This window comes from Pseudomonas sp. yb_9 (assembly GCF_043103635.1).
Lineage (GTDB): Bacteria > Pseudomonadota > Gammaproteobacteria > Pseudomonadales > Pseudomonadaceae > Aquipseudomonas > Aquipseudomonas monteilii.
The window spans coordinates 177,188-195,399 of the sequence record NZ_JBICKA010000025.1; the positions used below are offsets into that span (position 1 = coordinate 177,188).

Below are 18,212 nucleotides of genomic sequence, written 5' to 3' on the forward strand. Positions count from 1 at the left end.
TTTTGGGGCTGTAAGCGTGTTGCTAAACGGGAACTGTCTAGTGCAACCATTGCACTGTATGATTAGCCCATGCCCACGATCCATCGGTTGTCCAATTGCGTAGTCTGCCTGTATGCAAATGATCATCTGCCGCCGCATTTCCATCTGCGACTCAGTGATGGTCGTCAGGCACTGATCGCGATCAATGACCTGACCCCGATGGTCGGCTTCGGCGCTTCGCGGGTTTCCCTGCAAGAAATGAGTGAAGCGCTTGAATGGGCTTCGCGGAACAGGGCTCGACTGCTAGCAATGTGGGAGGAGCTGAATCCATGACCAACAAACAATTCCAGCTGACCGAGGTGGCTGCGGTCGCCCCTGGTTCATTGCTGCTGAGCTTTGCGGACGGCCAGCAATTCACCGTGGTTCTGGATGAAATCATTGGAAAGCACGCGACGTTGGCCCCGCTTGCCAATCCCAAGGTGTTCGCAAAGGTCGCAATTGGTGAGTGGAAAGATACGGTCATCTGGGCCGGTGACGAAAATCTTGAACTTGCCGCCGACAACCTTCGTGCCAGAGCTGTCGAACAGGCAGGGGAGTGTTCACATGAGTTCATCTGGAACTGGATGGCCAGGCATGGGCTGACGTTGGATCGTGCAGCTCAGGAGCTGGGGCTGAGCAGGCGTATGTTGGCCTACTATCGCAGTGGTGAAAAACCCGTACCGAAGACCGTAGCCTTGGCTATGAAAGGGTGGGAGGCACTCCGGTTGGCTGAGGCTGAGGCTGAGGCTAATAGCGTATCTCGTGGTTCGTCTGGCCAGTACGCAAACAGGTTGATTGGCCAAGGGCGTGCACGGAAGAAGCGAGCCTAAATGCTCAACTGAATGGCAAGCATGAAAAAGCCGCGCGTGAGCGCGGCTTTGTCGAATCTGGTGGTCCCTCAACTACTCGACAGCCGCCGTCAGTTCTGGATTGCCAAAACCGGCGAGACTTGCGTTCGACTCCTTGAAGTAAGTGCTCCAGAACTGCTCCAGGTTCTGAATCATCTTTCCACTGCGGTACCCGTTTTTGGCAGTGGTCGGTACGAAGGCTGCGCCATGCACGTAGACGCGCGCTCCGCTGAAATCACCCAGCAGTTTCTGCTTCTCGACCTTGGCTATTTCGACCTTCGGATCTATCTGACGGATACCGTTGGACTGATAGAAGCTTCCGAAGTCGCTGTACTCCAGCATGTCGGACATCAGCAGCATGACATGCTCGCTGACGCCTTCAGCCTTGGCCAGGTCCTCGCCCACTGCTTTCAGGCTGAACAGGATCTCACTGCGGGGAATGTCGGAGCTCGACTTGCCCATGGTGGCGGCAAAGACCTTGCCGAAGCCTTGGAACATCTGCGCAGGTTGGTGCTTGAGGCAGGACTCGAACTTACGGGTGGCCATCATCGGTACGCTACCCAATACCTTCGGGTCGATCGGTTGCTCCAGCTCGCCGGCGTAGCGCAGGCGGGTGTAGTGACCTTCAAGGTACGCGCTGAAGGAGTACAGGCGGATCTTGTCGCCTGGCTGCATGAAGCGCTTGATGTGGCCCCAGGCAGTTCGTTGCAGGTCTTGGGTCAGGGGAGTGGTCTGGTCCACGACCACGGTCAGCATCCGGCCGGACGGCGAAGTGCGGAACTCGTCGATGCGGGCTTGGGCGTAGCAGCTCGGAACGTCATTACGTTCAGCCGCCAGCAGAGCGGTAGGCGCGAGCAGCAGCGCCAGAGCCAGGCTCTTGAAATTCATGGTGCCTCCAGGGGGTGTGGGTAGAGCGGCTACGCAAGGGCGCAGCCGCTCAGTGCAGGCTTAGGCACGCTGGGTGCTTTGCTTGACCATCAGTTGCAGGCGACGAGCGCGCTTGATGGTGTCGAGATCAACACCTTTGGTGGTGGCCACGAAGGACAGGTCATCGTCGTGGAACTCAGTCAGGTCACCGAACTGGTTCGGGTCGAACCCGCCAGCAGCGGGTGCTGCAACAGGGGCTGCTGCAACAGACGCGGGTGCAGCTTGGACTACAGGCGCGGCAACTGCCGGGGCGGTTTCGACGACTGGCGCAGCGTGCACGACGGCCACAACAGGCTGGGTTTCGACTGGGACATTCACTTGAACAGCCACAGTCGGTGCAGGTGCAGGTGCGGCAGGTGCTACGAAGGTTTTCGCTACACTTCTGAAGGTGTCGCGAAGTTGGAACAATGACGGGTCATCGATCTGATTCATCCGTGGCAAGGCTACCCGAATGATTTCATCAATCCTCGCAGAGTCGTTGTTGGCAATGGCAGTGTTCAGGTCAGCAGTCGACTTCTTGATGTAGTTTTCCAATACCGCCCGGCTGTCTTTACCGAGTTGTTCAGCAATCGCTTTCTGATCAGTCCAGGCTTTGCCCGCGTCCTGCTCTTCAATGAAGCGGATGAAGGTACGGCGTACGTTGTCTTTGCGCAGCTCTTCGCGATCACCGCCTTTCACGCGGAATTGCGCCAGCTGAAGAGCCTGGAGCTTGCCGAGGGCTGATTGGGCGTCATTGGCAATGCTGCGGGCTTTGGCTTCGTGATAACGCGTGAACTCACTCGCGCTGGAGAACTTGTGCACCAACTCCCAAGCCTTGCGCGAGTAGGTACCGGCGAAGCCGAAGGTGTAGGCCAGGAAGGTGGAGGTGAACTGGATGAAAATGAACAGTGCACTCAGCACCGCAAATGTCACGAGGCTTGCGCGGTGGAGAGCATCAATCTGGTCCTGGGCAGATTTGCCAGCGGTATCGTTGGCGATGGACTGCATGTCGCCCGGCAACGGGAAGTCGTCCTCACCGCTGGCAGGGAAGTCGTCAGCTGCTTGCGAGACAGCCGGAGGGTTGGCGATCAGGTCAGCCTCTTGTGCATTGAGGGTCTCGGTACGTACCCAGAACGCAGCGACGGCCAGGATGACGATAAACACGGCATAACCGATAACGATGCCGTAACGCTTGGCCGGCATAGCGCCATCCTGTGGCACCTTCACGCGGTTCAGCATTCGCTGATATTCCGGGCGCCCGTCATCGATGTTGGTGTTATCGATGGTCACGATGTCACGGGACACCATGTCGCCATCAGCACCACCGTGACGCAGTTCCTCGTAACCCATGATCTTGCCGACGATGCTGTTGAGGTAGAGCTGACGGCCAGCAAACTCAGACAGAAAAACACCGATGATCGATATGACCAACCCGATGCCAAATGCACCTGCTACGGCAGTGTCGGGGGTTGCGAGCGTCAACGCAAAGGGTGCGAGCGCGTAGCCGAAAGCCGTGGCCTCGATCAGCATCAGTACGATGATGATCGCCCACATGCCGAAACCTTTTTCTTTGCGGTTGTCTTCTCCGATCTTGCCCAGGTAGTCCTGGCAGCGCTTGAAGTGCGCTTCCGACGGCTGGTGGTCACGGTAGTAGGTTTCGTATTTCAGGTTCAGCTGGTTTTCCGACTCGTAGAAGCCGACAGCTTCCGGGTTTTTCGGGGTCGGTTGCTCCTTCGAGCCCGGATTCTTGACCCAATGTGCCAGGCGGCCGACCCAAGGGGTGTTGATGCGCGCCTTCATCAGGGCGTAGCGCACCTCGTACCAGTTGGTGATGATCGGGATGGCCAGGAACGTCAGCAGGACGATTGGCAGGACGATGTGCCAGTAGAGGGCGAAAAACGTCTGGATGGTTTCGAGCATGGGTAATTCTCCTTAGCCGCGCTTCTTCGGTTGGAACTGCGCCACGTAGGCGTCACCCTGTTTCGGGTAGTAGATTTCGCCGGCCACCGCATTGCCTGCACGTTTGTCGAACACGATGTCCATGCAGGAAACCGGAGTGCTCTTTTGGTCGAGCGCGAAAACGCGGTAAAGCACCTGAGTCTCACCTTCGTAGGTGTTGGCGACCGACTTGAAGGGGGCAGAGTCCTTCCTGTTGGCGGTACCGACGTTCGAAGTGAACTGCATGATCGGCACCCCGGCAGCTGCACCCGTGTCACGCAGCACGGCAACGGGGCCTACTGCGGCCACGTGGCCATTGACCTTGCTCGCCCAGACTCCACCGTTGAGGCCTGGCAGGAAGTCAGTGGTCGAGTAGTCTTTCAGCGCCTTACCGGTGGCCAGGTTTTTCACCTCACCCTCGACGCGCGGCAGGTCCCCAACGCAAGAGGTGACAGGTGCATCGGCGTATGCCGAGCTGATCATGGAGAAGGTCGAGCTCTTCGGCTGAATGCGGGACGACAGCATCGAGGTGGTCGTGGTAACCGGCACACCACCGAAGTCGATACCGCCTTTGCCTCCGAGTTGGACCACAACATCCTGGGCCGGGGTGGTTGGCAGTACGGGGGCCTTCTTGTTGATAACCGGAGCTTCCAGCTTGGCGGGCGTGCTCACTGGCTGCTTCGCAGCAGTAGCGACCTGAATGGGTTTGGACGGGGTGCTCGGCTTTGCGGCGACCGTCTTGGCTTTGACCTTGGACTCGACGGCGGTGCCATGAGCCAGGTACTTGGCGCTAGAACGCTCGTCACGCACGCGTTGCGCCAGAACCTGCTCGTTGTCGACTTCGACGATCTCCACTCGGCGGTTCTTCGCTCGGCCGGCATCGGTGGTGTTATCTGCCACAGGCCGTGCGGAGCCTGCCCCCTGGAAGAAGATGTCCTGTTTCGGAACGCCAATCGCAGCCATCATGTCAGCGACGGTTTGAGCGCGTTTTTCGGACAGTCTCTGGTTAAGTTCGGCACCACCCGAAGAGTCGGTGTGACCGACCACCAAGAGCTTCTTGGCGGGGACACCTGGCCGAGTTGCTGCGCGATCACGCGCGAACTCTTGTGCCATCATGCTCAGCTTGCGATAGCCCTCAGCGGTCAGGGTTGCCGAACCCGAAGAGAACATCTCGGCGACTTCGATCTGGGCTTCCACGCCGACAGACTTCTTCTGGCCGCTGGCATCAACCATTTCTACTTCCCGCACTTCGGCGGTGAGACCCTGCTCGGCAGCCACAGCCTTCAGACGATCGACACGCTGCTTGTACGCATACAGTGCAGCGCAGCCCAGCGCTCCGCCAGCGACAGCGCCTGCGGCAATCTGATTGCCGTTGCCACCAGCGGCAGCAACAACACCGCCTACGACGAGCGAGCCGAGAACCGCGCCGGCACCACAGGCGAATTTGCCGGAGCGCTCTCCCAGCGTTTTATCGATCGTTGCGCATCCACTCAACCCCACGGCAATAGCCGTAGCGAGAGCTGTGCGTTGCATTGTCTTTGTGCTCAGCATGCCCCTTCCTCTTTCTTCTGCCCAACCCGGGCGAATACCAGCGTTACCGCTGAAACTGTTGCAGCGTCGGCCGCAATTTCCTTGCATCGATAGCACCGTAACGGTGCTATCGAAAAATTCACGCGCTGGGGGCTGAAATCGAATCGACCCTGCGCGAGGCCGCTGTGCAGGGCGAGATTGAGTGCATGCGTCTTGACATGGGGGGAGATAGAAAACGACTCCATGTTCTCTGCGATGCGCCATCCAGGGCGGAATGTGGCAATTTGCTACCTTAATGTTTCCGTATCAAGATGTGAACAAGTTCAACCGGTTCTTCGGCGCTAGTTACTGCCTTTCTCCCAAAGAAGGGGTGCCAAATAACGTGGAGACATCCTCACTCTGCAGCTGGCTCACAGCCATGGCTCAGAAATACGCCCATTTCAGTCCAGGCCATCTGGCCGATGTGGTCAATCTCAACCCTCTGGCTGGGCGTGGACACACGGTGGACACATCGAAGTGTTGTGAAAGGTGAGGGAGACGGGAAATAGCAGACTGTAGAAACGACAAAGCCGCGCAGTGCGCGGCTTGTAAGCTGGTGGGCCCACACGGACTCGAACCGTGGACCAAAGGATTATGAGTCCTCTGCTCTAACCGACTGAGCTATAGGCCCTCAGTAAGTGGCCGGATTATAACGAGGGTTTCGCACCTGTGCCATCTGAAAGATCCGATAGTGCTATGCGAAGAAACGCGGCCGCAAATTCCTCTGGCGGCAGCGGCAGGCTGACGATGTAGCCCTGGATCTGCTCGCATCCTTCGGCTGCCAGAAAACGCTGCTGGGCTTGGTTTTCAACACCCTCGGCAATGATCGTCAGTTGCATGCTGCGGCCCAGGGCGATGATCGCACGGGCGATGGCCGCGTCGTGGGGGTCGTCAGGCAGGCCGCGGATGAACGACTTGTCGATCTTGAGGATGTCCAGCGGCAGGCGCTTGAGATAGCTCAGCGAGGAGTAGCCGGTGCCAAAGTCGTCGATGGCCAACTGCACGCCCAGTTTTTTCAGCTGGTACAGCACAGCCAAGGCCTCTTCTGCCTGGCTCATGATGAAGTTTTCGGTGATTTCCAACTGCAAGTCGCCGGCCTTGAGCTGGTGCTGCTTGAGCAATTGCTCGATGCGTCGGGCAAGGTTTGGGTGGCGTAGCTGGGCGCCAGCGAGGTTGATCGACAACGGGCCGAACGGTTCATAGTGTTGTTTCCAGGCCTGCATCTGCCGGCAGGCTTGCTCCAGCACCCAGTCGCCGAGCTGGAGAATGGTGCCGTTCTCTTCCGCCAGGTGGATGAAGTGCTCCGGCGGTACTTCACCAAAGGTGGGGTGGCTCCAGCGGATCAGCGCCTCGGCGCCTACCAGGCTTTGGGTCTTGAGGCTGAGCTTGGGCTGGAAGCACAGGCTCATTTCGTTGCGTTCGACGGCGCGGCGCAGCTCGTGCTCAAGGGCGATGCGCTCGCTGGCCTGAGCGGTGAGGTCGCGGGTGTAGGCTTCGACGCGGTTGCGGCCTTTGGCCTTGGAGCGGTACATGGCCGCGTCGGCGTTGCGGATCAATGTCGCGACATCAGTGCCGTCCTGTGGGTACAGGCTGATGCCGATACTGGCGCTGGTAAAGAACTCGTGCTCACCGGCCTGGAACGGCGCGACGAAGCAGGCCAGCAGTTTGTTGGCGATGGTGCTGGCGTCACTGGGCTTGTGCAGGCCCGGTAGCAGGATGATGAACTCGTCGCCGCCCAGGCGGGCCACAGTGTCGACGTCACGTACCTGTTCCTTCAGGCGCTGGGCGATGCCTTTGAGCAGCAGGTCGCCGACCGGGTGACCGAGGCTGTCGTTGATGTGCTTGAAGCGGTCGAGGTCGAGGAACAGCACCGCGCCCTGGCGGTTCGACACTTGCGCGCAGGTAAGCACGGCCTGCAGGCGGTTCTCGAACAGGGCGCGGTTGGGCAGCCCGGTCAGCGGGTCGTGGTGGGCCTGGTAGTCGAGCTTGGCCTGGGCGTGCTTGAGGCTGGAAATATCGGCAAACACGGCCACGAAATGCGTGATCTCGCGTTCGTTGTTGCGCACCGCACTGATGGTCAGCCAGCCGGGGTACAGTTCGCCGTTCTTGCGTTTGTTGTAGATCTCGCCTTGCCAGTGGCCTTCGTCGGTAAGCTGGTGCCACATGGCGGCATAAAAGGCGCTGTCGTGCTGGCCGGAAGCGAGCAGGCGCGGGGTTTGGCCCAGGGCTTCGATTTCGCTATAGCCGGTGATTTCACTAAAAGCGCGGTTGACGGCACTGATGCGTTGGTCGATGTCTGTGATCAGCACGCCTTCGGCGGTGTTTTCGAACACGGTGGCCGCCAGTTGCAGCTTTTCCTGCATCAGATGGCGTTCGGTGATGTCTCGGGCAATGGTCAGCATGCAATCGACGCCGGCAATCGGCAGGGGCCTGGCGGACAGCTCGCAGAGGCGGATCTGCCCGTCACTGCGGCGGATGTGGCAGGTGAAGTCGCGCACGAAGCCGTCACGGTTGAGCTGGTCGACGAGGCGCTTGCGCTCGTTGAGGTCGACCCAGATACCCAGGTCCAGCGAGGTTTGGTCGATGGTCGGGTTGAGGTCATAGCCGGTAAGGCGGCAGAAGCCCTCGTTCACCTCCAGCAGCAAACCGTCGCTCTGGCGCGACAGTAACAGGCCGTCGGGCGAGGCGTGAAAGGCTTTGGCGAACTTCTCTTCCGAGGTTTGCAGCTGTTCCTGGGTTTCCTTGAGCTGGCTGATATCGCGTACTGCCACCACCAGCGCCGGGGTGCCGTCGAGCTCGAAGGTTTCGGCCGAGGTCAGGCCGGTGAACAGTTGGCCGTTGCTGCGGCGGAAGCTCATTTCAAGGTTACGGATACCGCCCTGGTGCAGGCGTTCGAGCACCCGCGGGCCGCTGCCTTCGACACCCCACAGGTTGAGGTCGGTGGCGGTACGGCCAATCACCTGGCCTGGGGTCAGGCCGATCTGTTCTTCGAACGCTTCGTTCACCTCCAACAGGCAGCCATCACTGTGACGGGCGATCAGCAAAATATCGGGGCACTGCTGGAACACCGAGGCGAACTTCTGCTCGGACAGGCGCAGGGCGTCCTCGGTGCGCTTGGTTTCGCTGATGTCGATCATCAGCCCGCGCATCACCGGTTGGTGGCCGTGCTCGATCATGCTGACAATATTGCGTACCCAGAGGGGCTGGCCGTCGGCTCGGATTACCCGGTAATCCAGGCTGTGGTCGCGCCCGGCTGCAGTTTCGCTGTCGCAGTAGGCCTGGGCCCAAAGGGCGTCCTCCGGGTGCAGAATGCTGCGCCAGAAACCAGGCTTGAGCCAGTCACTCAAGGGGTAGCCGAGCAGGTCTTCGGCATGCGGCGAAACGTAGCTGTAGGTGAAGTCTTTGGCATCGGCTTCCCAGGCGATGGCCGACAGGCTTTCTATCAAACCTCGGTAGTGGTATTCGCTGCTGCGCAGTTCCTGTTCCAAGGCAATGCGCCGTGAAATTTCCGAACTGAGGCGGCGGTTGATGCGGATCACCACGGCCAGTACGGCCATCAGCAGCAGCACCGTTGGCAGGCCATACACCAGCAGGTCGGACCAGAACATCCGCTGGTCGACCACATTGCCTACCCAGCGCTGCTGTATCTGGCTGACTTCGCTGCTGCTCATGTCGGCCATCACTTTGTCGAGAATACCGACCAGTACGTGGTTGCTGCGGGGGACGGCCATCGCCAGTTGGTAGCGATAGGGCGTTTCGCCGCTGACGTAGAGGCCGTCGAGCTTGAGCTGGCGCAGGCTCCAGATGCTGGATGCGAGGTCGCCGACGACAGCATCTACCTGATCGGTGGCCAAGGCCTGCAGCGTGGAGCTTACATTGGGCAGTGCGACCAGGTTGAGGTCCGGGTGGTGGGTGCGCAGCAACTCGTGCGGGGCGTAGTTCTCGACCACAGCGATTTTCAGGCCGTACAGGTCTTCCAGTTTGCGCGGCTGTGCACCGCCTTTGTGGGCAAGGATGACAATGGGAAAGTCGAGGTATGGGCGGGTGAAAGCCAGGTAGCCCTGGCGTTCAGGGGTAGACATGATGCCGGGCAGCAGGTCGATGCGGCTTTCGCGCGCCTGCGCCAGTACTTCGGTCCAGCTACTGGGTTCGACCGGTTTTAGCGTCACACCCAGACGTTGCTGGATCATGGCGATGTAATCGGCGGCCAATCCCTGGTACCGGCCCTCCTGGTCGCGAAACTCGAACGGTGGCCAAGAGGCGTCGACACCCAGGCTTAGCTGCGGATGGGCAGCCAGCCAGGCTTTTTCCTCGTCTGTCAGGGTCAGGGCGCCGGCCGTTGTGTTCCACAGCATCAGGAGCAGCAACAGAATGGCCGGCTTCAAGGACATGGCAGCCTCGCATTCAGGTGGTCTGAAGTCGAGTGTAGACGGGCATTGCGGCAGATGTGCAGTGGAAGCCGGGCTTTATGTTACGGGCCACTAAAGAAAAACCCCGGCCTGGGCCGGGGTTTGTCATCACTCGTCGAGGAAGGAGCGCAGGTGCTCGCTGCGCGTCGGGTGGCGCAGTTTGCGCAACGCCTTCGCTTCGATCTGACGGATCCGCTCACGCGTTACGTCAAACTGCTTGCCCACTTCTTCAAGGGTGTGGTCGGTGTTCATGTCGATACCGAAACGCATGCGCAGCACCTTGGCTTCGCGTGCGGTCAGGCCCGAGAGCACGTCGCGGGTGGCTTCCTTGAGGCTTTCGACCGTGGCTACGTCGATCGGGGACTGCATGGTCGAGTCCTCGATGAAGTCGCCCAGGTGCGAATCTTCGTCGTCACCGATCGGGGTTTCCATGGAGATCGGCTCTTTGGCGATCTTCAATACCTTGCGGATTTTGTCCTCAGGCATTTCCATGCGCTCGCCCAGCTCTTCCGGGGTCGGTTCACGGCCCATTTCCTGCAGCATCTGGCGGGAAATACGGTTGAGCTTGTTGATCGTTTCGATCATGTGCACCGGAATACGGATGGTGCGTGCCTGGTCGGCGATCGAACGGGTGATCGCCTGACGAATCCACCAGGTGGCGTAGGTCGAGAACTTGTAACCGCGACGGTATTCGAACTTGTCCACCGCTTTCATCAAGCCGATGTTGCCTTCCTGGATCAGGTCGAGGAACTGCAGGCCACGGTTGGTGTACTTCTTGGCGATGGAGATCACCAGACGCAGGTTCGCCTCGACCATTTCTTTCTTGGCGCGGCGGGCCTTGGCTTCACCGATCGACATGCGACGGTTGATTTCCTTGATCTCGGCAACGGTCAGGCCGGTTTCGGTCTCAAGGTCGATCAGCTTCTGCTGGCAGGCAACGATGGCGGCGTCCTTTTCACCCAGGGCGGCAGCCCACTTAGTGTTGCGCTTGGCCAGGTCACCGCTCCAGGTTTGGTCGGTTTCGTTGCTTGGGAACATGCGCAGGAAGTCGGCACGCGGCATGCGGGCGTCACGCACGCACAGCTGCATGATGGCGCGTTCTTGCTGACGCAGGCGGTTCAGGGCATCACGTACACGCTCTACCAGTACCTCGAACTGCTTCGGTACCAGCTTGATCGGCATGAACAGGTCGGCCAGGGCCTGCAGGGCCTCGACGCTTTCCTTGTGGGTACGACCGTTTTTCTTCAGGACCTTGGTGGTCGCCTGAAGCTGCTCGGATACCGCACCGAAGCGCTGGGCTGCAACAACCGGGTCCGGGCCGCTTTCGGCCTCTTCCTCGTCGTCACCGCCTTCGGACTCTTCTTCGTCGTCGTCGGACTCTTCTTTCGCAGCGGCGGCCTTGGTGCCAGGAATCGGCACTTCTTCGGTCGGCGCAGCGATGTTGTCGTCAGGGTCGATGTAACCGCTGAGAACGTCCGACAGACGGCCACCTTCGGTGGTGACGCGGTCATATTCGCCGAGAATGTAGTCGACAGTGCCCGGGAAGTGGGCGATGGCGCCCATAACTTCACGGATGCCTTCCTCGATACGCTTGGCGATTTCGATTTCGCCTTCGCGGGTCAGCAGCTCGACGGTACCCATTTCGCGCATGTACATGCGCACCGGGTCGGTCGTGCGGCCGATATCGGTTTCAACTGCCGCCAACGCAGCAGCGGCTTCTTCGGCCGCGGCTTCGTCGGTGTCGGCTTCCGCCAACAGAAGGGCATCCGCATCCGGAGCACTCTCGAATACGTTGATCCCCATGTCGTTGATCATGCGGATGATGTCTTCCACCTGTTCCGGATCTGAAATATCCTCAGGCAGGTGGTCGTTGACCTCCGCGTAAGTCAGGTAGCCCTGCTCACGACCGCGGGTGATCAACTCTTTGATACGAGACTGCTGTTGCGCTTTTCCGGACATAACACCCTATCCACTGAAGGTCTTGGCGGGCAAAAAACAAGCCGAGGATTATACCCGAGCATGGGCCTCACGCGCCAGATGAGGTCGGCGTTTGTGCGGGAACATTCCGGCTCAGCAGGGCGAGGAGCTGGGTTTTTTCCTCGCTGGTCAATTCGCTTTGACGTGATTTCCTGAGCAGTTGTTCCAGGCTGCGCTCGCGTTGGCGGGCGGACAAGCTAGTTATAGTGTCGAAAAACTGTTGTTCAAGGTTGTCGGCCACGATCAGCCATTCCTTTTCTGCCAGCGCTCGCAGCAGGCGGCCCTGTTCGGTGCCGTGCCAACGTGCGATCAACTGCATTGAGCTTAGCCCAGGATTTTTCTGCGCGGCTTCGATCAGTGCCACCAGCAGTTGGCTGTACAGATGTTCTTCGTCGGCAAAATGGCTGGCGTCTTCCACCTTGCCGGCCAGCAGCGGGTGGTGCAGCAGGGTGCGCAAGGCCGCCAGGGTGGGGGGTTCGACCGGGGCCGGTACGCGTGGTGGCGCTTCGTCGCGTTGCTGCCAGGGCTTGCCGCCTTTACGGTTCTTGTCCCAGGGTTTGTCGCTCCATTGCTTCTTGCCGCCGCCCTTGTTCGGCTTCCACTCCTGTTCCTGATGAACAGGGGCGTAGTCGTGCTGCGGCATGTCGCCGAAGTCGGGGGTGTAGCTGGCCATGGCGTCGTAGTCGTAGCCAGGGTCGTAATCCGGCACGCTGTTGGCCGCGGGTGCGTGTTGCGTCAGTTGCTCGACCTGCTGCGGATCGAGGCCGGTGATTTCCTTCAGGCGGTTGCGCATCAACTGGCGCAGGTTGGCGCCAGGGATCTTTTCGATCAACGGTGCGGCCAGGGTCGCCATGTGTGCCTTGCCTTCCAGTGAGCGAGGGTCGGCTTCGACACTCAGCTGCTCGAAGAAGTAGTCGGCCAGTGGCTGGGCATGCTGGTTGATGCGGGCCATGAAGGCATCGGTGCCCTCGGCGCGCACCAGGCTATCCGGGTCTTCGCCTTCAGGCAGGAACAGGAAACGCGCGCGGCGGCCGTCCTGCAGGTTCGACAGGGTCGACTCCAGCGCACGCCAGGCGGCCTTGCGCCCGGCCTGGTCGCCGTCGAAGCAGAACAGCACGCTGGGCACCACGCGGAACAGCCGCTTGAGGTGCTCCTCGCTGGTGGCGGTGCCCAGGGTGGCCACGGCATTGCGCAAGCCTTGCTGGGCCAGGGCGATGACGTCCATGTAGCCCTCGACGACGATGATTTCGTCGAGGTTGCGGTTGTGCTTGCGCGCCTCGTACAGCCCGTACAGTTCCTGGCCCTTGTGGAACACCGGGGTTTCCGGGGAGTTCAGGTACTTGGGTTTGTCGTCGCCGAGCACCCGGCCGCCGAAGGCGATGATGCGCCCACGGCTGTCGCGGATCGGGAACATCACCCGGTCGCGGAAGCGGTCGTAACGCTTGCCGCTTTCGGCGTTCTCGATCAGCAGGCCGGCGTCGATCATCACTTTCTGCTGCAGGGTGTCGGCACCCAGGTGCTTGAGCAGGTTGTCCCAGCCTGGCGGGGCAAAGCCCAGGCCGAAGTCGCGGGCAATTTCCCCGGACAGGCCGCGCCCTTTGAGGTAATCCACCGCCGCCTTGCGGGTCGGGTGGCTGCGCAGGGCCTGGCGGTAGAACTCCGAGGCGGCATCCAGTAGCGGGTACAGTGGCGAGTCGGTAGGCTGGCGCGGCTTGTGGTCGCGGCGGCCCTGTTCGCGGGGCACTTCCATACCGGCGGCGCGGGCCAGTTCCTCGACGGCCTGGGGGAAGTCCAGGTTGTCGTGGTCCATGACGAAGCCCAGGGCGTTGCCGCCGGCGCCGCAGCCGAAGCAGTAGTAGAACTGCTTGTCGGGGCTGACCGTGAAGGAGGGGGTTTTCTCCTTGTGGAACGGGCAGCAGGCGGAGTAGTTCTTGCCGGTTTTTTTCAGCTGGACGCGCGAACTCACCACGTCGACGATGTCGAGGCGGTTGATCAGGTCGTCAATGAAGCTCTGGGGAATCAGCCCGGCCATGGCAGTCTCGTCATCTGGCAACTGGCAAGTCTAATCGCTCACGCGCCGAATGGGGCGAGTGTTGCTTGGGGAAGTGCGAGGGAGTGTGCTCGTCGCCGGCCCTTGAGGGCCCGTCAGTCGGACGTGCACGTCTGGTCATACAACAAGGAGGACCAGCTCTGACGTTTCAGGCAGGTTGCCCATGTGCAGTTCGCATGACGCTTGTGCAGGGCCTTGAGCTAGCTGCTCAAGTTTGAAGCGACCACTGCCATCGCCCGGCGGTTAGCCGGGCAGGGCAGAAGCTTTGCGTTGAACGCCTGTATTAGTACAGACGAACGGCGCGGCGCTGTTCGCGCTGAACTTTCTTGGCGTGACGCTTAACAGCGGCAGCTGCTTTGCGCTTACGCTCTGCGGTCGGCTTCTCGTAAAACTCGCGGCTACGAACTTCAGCCAGTACACCGGCTTTTTCGCAGGAGCGCTTGAAACGACGCAGAGCTACGTCGAAGGGTTCGTTCTCTTTAACTTTGACGGCTGGCATCCAGGGCTACCTTAATTCATTACCGGGGTAGACGTGCTCCTGGCAAAACAAAGGTGTGCTGGAGAACGTCGGTTTTCAAGGGTTGCGGATGTTAACCCTTAGCAAGCCGGAATGCAAAGCCTCTGATCGAAAACCGCTGGTCGGCATCCGACACGGGGACTATCATGCGCGGCTTCGAATTCAGCCCCCACAAGGGACGAACCCATGCTAGTACTGGGATTGGAAACATCCTGCGACGAAACTGGTGTCGCATTATACGACAGTGAACGCGGTTTGTTGGCCGACGCACTGTTCAGCCAGATCGACCTGCACCGCGTGTTTGGCGGTGTGGTGCCCGAGCTTGCCTCGCGTGACCACGTCAAGCGCATGCTGCCGCTCATCCGCCAGGTGCTGGACGAGGCCGGCTGCGTCGCCACCGAGATCGACGCCATCGCCTACACCGCAGGCCCTGGCCTGGTCGGTGCACTGCTGGTGGGTGCCTCCTGCGCCCAGGCACTGGCCTTTGCCTGGGACATTCCGGCAATTGGCGTACACCACATGGAAGGCCACTTGCTGGCGCCCATGCTGGAAGAAAACCCACCGGAGTTTCCGTTCGTCGCTTTGTTGGTTTCCGGCGGGCATACCCAGTTGGTTCGGGTCGATGGCATCGGCCAGTACGAACTGCTGGGCGAGAGCCTGGATGACGCTGCCGGTGAAGCGTTCGACAAGACCGCCAAGCTGATCGGCCTCAACTACCCCGGTGGCCCGGAAATCGCGCGCCTTGCTGAAAAGGGTGTGCCTGGGCGTTTCGTGTTCCCACGGCCGATGACTGATCGCCCGGGCCTGGAGTTCAGCTTCAGTGGCTTGAAAACCTTCGCCCTCAACACCTGGCAGCAATGCAAGGATGCTGGTGACGACGGTGAGCAAACCCGTTGCGACGTGTCCCTGGCATTCCAGCAGGCGGTGGTGGAGACGTTGACCATCAAATGCAAGCGGGCGCTCAAGCAGGCCGGCCTCAAGCGCCTGGTCATCGCCGGTGGCGTGAGTGCCAACAAGGCGTTGCGGGCGTCCCTCGAGGACATGCTCGGCAGCATCAAGGGCAACGTGTACTACGCGCGGCCGCAGTTTTGTACCGACAATGGCGCGATGATCGCTTACGCCGGCTGCCAGCGCCTGTTGGCCGGGCAGCAGCAGGACCTGGCCATCAGCGTGCAGGCACGCTGGCCGATGGAGCAGTTGCCACCGCTGTAGGTTTTAGAAGTGCCGTTCGCGCCCGGCAAACAGGTCGCGCAGGTTGCTGCGGTGGCGCCACACGATCATCACCGTCAGCACGGTGATCGGTAGCAGGGCTTCCGGCTCGCGCCAGGCCAGCAATGGCAAGGTCAGTGGCGTGGCAATCAGTGCCGCCAGCGAGCTGGTACGGGTAAGGTAGAACGTCAGTAGCCAGGCGCCAATGGCCAGCAGCGCGGCCGGGAAGTACAGGCCCATGAGCATGCCGGCGGCGGTGGCTACGCCTTTGCCGCCCCGAAAGCAGAAATACAGCGGGAACAGGTGGCCCAGCACTGCGCACACGCCTACCCAGGCTTGCGCGTGCAGGTCCAGCCCGGCAAAGCGGGCAAGCAATACCGGCAAAAGGCCCTTGCACAGGTCGCCAAGCAGGGTCAGGATCGCCAGTTTACGGCCTGCCAGGCGTAGCATGTTGGTGGCGCCGGCATTGCCTGAGCCGCTGGAACGCGGGTCCGGGCTGCCCGAAAGGCGGCTGAGGACAATGGCGAAGGACAGCGAGCCGAGCAGGTAGGCGAGTAACGCCAGTAACCAAAACATGCTAACTATTCCGGGCGAGGACGCCCTGATTCTAACGGCGCCAGTCGCCCTTGTCGTGCTGTGGAGAGAAGTGCTTGGACAGAGTGTTCATCGAAGGCCTGGAAGTCGATACCGTCATCGGTGCCTATGACTGGGAGCGGGATATTCGCCAGTGCTTGCGCCTGGACCTGAGCTTCGCCTGGGACAACCGCCCGGCGGCGGCGGGTGACGACCTGAGCCTGGCGCTGGACTATGCCAGCGTGTCGGCGCGTGTCCAGGCGTTTGCCGAGCAGGCGCGCTTCGAGTTGGTGGAAACCTTTGCCGAGCGCCTGGTGGCCACCTTGATGGAAGAGTTCCAGATCCCGTGGGTGCGGTTGAAGCTGACCAAGCCGGGAGCGGTGCCGGCGGCCCGTGGTGGTGTTGGCGTGGAGATCGAGCGCGGATGTCTCTGAGCACGGTTTACCTGGGACTGGGTAGCAACATCGACCGCGAAGCGCATTTGTGCGCCGGGCTTGATGCCCTGGCCGGCATCCTGACCGACATGCGCTGCTCACCGGCGTTCGAAAGCCAGGCGGTGGGGATCAAGAGCGGGCCGTTCATCAACTTCGTGGTGACCGGGCAAACCGAGCTGCCGCTGATTGAACTGGACCGTCGGCTGAAGTTCATCGAGGCCGACAACGGCCGCTATGCGCCGGACCGCAAAGGGTTGCCGCTGGATATCGACGTGCTGATGTATGACGAATTGCACGGTACGTTCGATGGGCTGGTGCTGCCCAGGGCCGAGATCCTGAAGAACGCGTTTGTGCTGTGGCCATTGTCGTTGCTGGCACCTGAGCTGGTGCATCCGGGGGCGGGCAAGACCATGGCGCAGTTGTGGCAGGAGGCGCAGATTGATCAGGTGTTGGCGCCGGTCGCCTTTGAATGGCGTGGGTTGCAGTTGACTCCAGCATAAGCCTGTACCGGCCCTTTCGCGGCTAAAGCCGCTCCTACAGAGATCGCGGGATGCCGAGCAAACGCGGTCCCTGTAGGAGCGGCTTTAGCCGCGAAAGGGCCAGTACAGACAGCCAAAAAATCACCCTTCTGCAACACCGATGTAGGCTTCAATCGCCTTCAATCGCTCAGCCTTGAGTGCTTTGCCCAGTGCCTGGCCCGTCAGCCCGGCCTGCACCAGGGGCTTCACATCCACCGCCCGTACCGCCGCCGCTGCGCCACGCAGATACGCTGCCTGTGGATAACCCTCCTTGCCATCACCCAGCGCCACCATCTCGCACGCCGCAATAAAATCCTCGAACCGCTGCGGCCGCCGATATACGTCGAACTTCTGCAACAGCTCCAGCAGTACCGCCGCAGGTAACGCCAGCGCCTGATTGCCCTGCGTCAGACATTCCCCTGTCAGCAGCGCCAGCTCCTGGCATTCCCGAGGCGCCTTGAGGCGCTGGTTGACGGCTTTGATCGAGGCCGGTGCCAAGCCGCTCAGCAGGCACGCCCAGCGTACGTGCAAGGGCTGCTCGTGCACCGCCGCTTGCTCCAGGGCTGCCAATGCCCGTGAGTTGTCTGCAAGCTCAGGCAGCAGCGCTTGCAGTGCATCGCAAGCACGCAGCACCTGGAAGAACACCTGCGGCTGCGCTTCCATCAATGCCCGCTCGATTTCCTTCCAGCTACGCTCGGCTGTCAGTGCTTGCAGCTCCCCCGAAGCACTGATCTGGCGCATCAGCTCCAGAGTCTCTTCGGCAACCCGGAAACCCAGTGGTGCATAGCGGGCAGCAAACCGCGCAACGCGCAGCACGCGTAAAGGATCTTCTGCGAATGCCGGGGAAACGTGGCGTAACAGGCGCTGATCGAGATCGGCCTTGCCATGGTAGGGGTCGTACACCGTGCCCGCCTCATCCTCGGCCATCGCATTGATGGTGAGGTCGCGGCGGATCAGGTCTTCTTCCAGGGTCACGTCAGGGCTGGCGTGAAAGGTGAAACCACCATAGCCGCGCCCGCTCTTGCGCTCGGTGCGCGCCAGTGCGTATTCCTCGCCGGTTTTCGGGTGCAGGAACACCGGGAAATCAGCGCCGACCGGCCGATAGCCGTTGGCGAGCATTTCTTCGACGGTGGCGCCCACCACCAGCCAGTCGATATCGCTGACCGGGCGGCCGAGCAGGCGGTCGCGCACGGCGCCGCCGACTTTGTAGATGTGCATGTGCAGCTCTCCATAACTGCCGACAGAA

At 60.8% G+C, this 18,212-nt stretch carries 14 protein-coding genes and 1 tRNA gene; 5 read left to right on the plus strand and 10 right to left on the minus strand.

Features of this window, described 5'->3' with window-relative positions:
- Nucleotides 1-69: 69 nt before the first annotated feature.
- Together ACF8MI_RS06135 and ACF8MI_RS06140 are read left to right on the plus strand one after the other, a co-directional pair.
- A complete protein-coding gene (locus ACF8MI_RS06135) occupies nt 70-312 on the plus strand; it encodes a DUF4160 domain-containing protein (protein WP_082426392.1) in 243 nt (80 codons plus the stop codon).
- A complete protein-coding gene (locus tag ACF8MI_RS06140; RefSeq protein WP_060499077.1) occupies nt 309-848 on the plus strand; it encodes a DUF2442 domain-containing protein in 540 nt (179 codons plus the stop codon). The genes ACF8MI_RS06135 and ACF8MI_RS06140 overlap by 4 nt, the downstream gene beginning before the upstream one ends.
- A gap of 72 nt (nt 849-920) precedes the next feature.
- Here the strand turns inward: ACF8MI_RS06140 and ACF8MI_RS06145 are convergent, their stop codons facing one another.
- The 8 genes from ACF8MI_RS06145 to rpsU all read right to left on the minus strand — a co-directional run bounded on the left by ACF8MI_RS06145 (nt 921) and on the right by rpsU (nt 14,214).
- The gene (locus tag ACF8MI_RS06145) at nt 921-1,754 is read right to left on the minus strand and encodes a hypothetical protein (protein ID WP_233458210.1); all 834 of its coding nucleotides are present in this window, start codon (nt 1,752-1,754) and stop codon (nt 921-923) included.
- A gap of 60 nt (nt 1,755-1,814) precedes the next feature.
- On the minus strand, nt 1,815-3,692 hold the full coding sequence (locus tag ACF8MI_RS06150) for a hypothetical protein (RefSeq protein WP_060499076.1): 1,878 nt from the start codon (nt 3,690-3,692) through the stop codon (nt 1,815-1,817).
- Between the two features lie 12 nt (nt 3,693-3,704).
- A complete protein-coding gene (locus ACF8MI_RS06155; RefSeq protein WP_060499075.1) occupies nt 3,705-5,261 on the minus strand; it encodes an OmpA family protein in 1,557 nt (518 codons plus the stop codon).
- Nucleotides 5,262-5,833: 572 nt separating this feature from the next.
- Nucleotides 5,834-5,910, minus strand: a tRNA-Ile gene (locus ACF8MI_RS06160).
- Nucleotides 5,911-5,926: 16 nt separating this feature from the next.
- Nucleotides 5,927-9,670 (minus strand): bifunctional diguanylate cyclase/phosphodiesterase, encoded by a 3,744-nt coding sequence (locus ACF8MI_RS06165; RefSeq protein WP_060499074.1) that lies wholly within the window; start codon nt 9,668-9,670, stop codon nt 5,927-5,929.
- A 126-nt stretch (nt 9,671-9,796) separates the two neighbouring features.
- Nucleotides 9,797-11,647, minus strand: a complete 1,851-nt coding sequence (gene rpoD, locus ACF8MI_RS06170) for an RNA polymerase sigma factor RpoD (protein ID WP_060499073.1) — start codon at nt 11,645-11,647, stop codon at nt 9,797-9,799.
- Nucleotides 11,648-11,714: 67 nt separating this feature from the next.
- Complete coding sequence (gene dnaG, locus ACF8MI_RS06175) at nt 11,715-13,697, minus strand: DNA primase (protein WP_060499072.1); 1,983 nt, start codon at nt 13,695-13,697, stop codon at nt 11,715-11,717.
- Between the two features lie 301 nt (nt 13,698-13,998).
- Nucleotides 13,999-14,214 carry a 30S ribosomal protein S21 gene (rpsU, locus tag ACF8MI_RS06180; protein ID WP_003255575.1) on the minus strand — a complete coding sequence of 72 codons (216 nt, stop codon included), beginning with the start codon at nt 14,212-14,214 and terminating at the stop codon, nt 13,999-14,001.
- A 204-nt stretch (nt 14,215-14,418) separates the two neighbouring features.
- Between rpsU and tsaD the strand changes: the two genes are divergently transcribed.
- Nucleotides 14,419-15,444: a tRNA (adenosine(37)-N6)-threonylcarbamoyltransferase complex transferase subunit TsaD gene (gene tsaD / locus ACF8MI_RS06185; protein ID WP_016715759.1), complete on the plus strand. Its 1,026-nt coding sequence runs from the start codon at nt 14,419-14,421 to the stop codon at nt 15,442-15,444.
- Between the two features lie 3 nt (nt 15,445-15,447).
- Here the strand turns inward: tsaD and plsY are convergent, their stop codons facing one another.
- Nucleotides 15,448-16,017, minus strand: coding sequence for a glycerol-3-phosphate 1-O-acyltransferase PlsY (gene plsY / locus ACF8MI_RS06190; protein WP_016715760.1), 570 nt, complete (start codon nt 16,015-16,017; stop codon nt 15,448-15,450).
- A 74-nt stretch (nt 16,018-16,091) separates the two neighbouring features.
- Between plsY and folB the strand changes: the two genes are divergently transcribed.
- The gene (gene folB, locus ACF8MI_RS06195; RefSeq protein ID WP_016715761.1) at nt 16,092-16,448 is read left to right on the plus strand and encodes a dihydroneopterin aldolase; all 357 of its coding nucleotides are present in this window, start codon (nt 16,092-16,094) and stop codon (nt 16,446-16,448) included.
- Complete coding sequence (gene folK, locus ACF8MI_RS06200) at nt 16,439-16,948, plus strand: 2-amino-4-hydroxy-6-hydroxymethyldihydropteridine diphosphokinase (protein ID WP_060499071.1); 510 nt, start codon at nt 16,439-16,441, stop codon at nt 16,946-16,948. The genes folB and folK overlap by 10 nt, the downstream gene beginning before the upstream one ends.
- 120 nt (nt 16,949-17,068) lie before the next feature.
- On the opposite strand, the gene ACF8MI_RS06205 is transcribed toward folK, so the two are convergent.
- Nucleotides 17,069-18,184 (minus strand): multifunctional CCA addition/repair protein, encoded by a 1,116-nt coding sequence (locus ACF8MI_RS06205; protein ID WP_200929016.1) that lies wholly within the window; start codon nt 18,182-18,184, stop codon nt 17,069-17,071.
- Nucleotides 18,185-18,212: the final 28 nt, after the last annotated feature.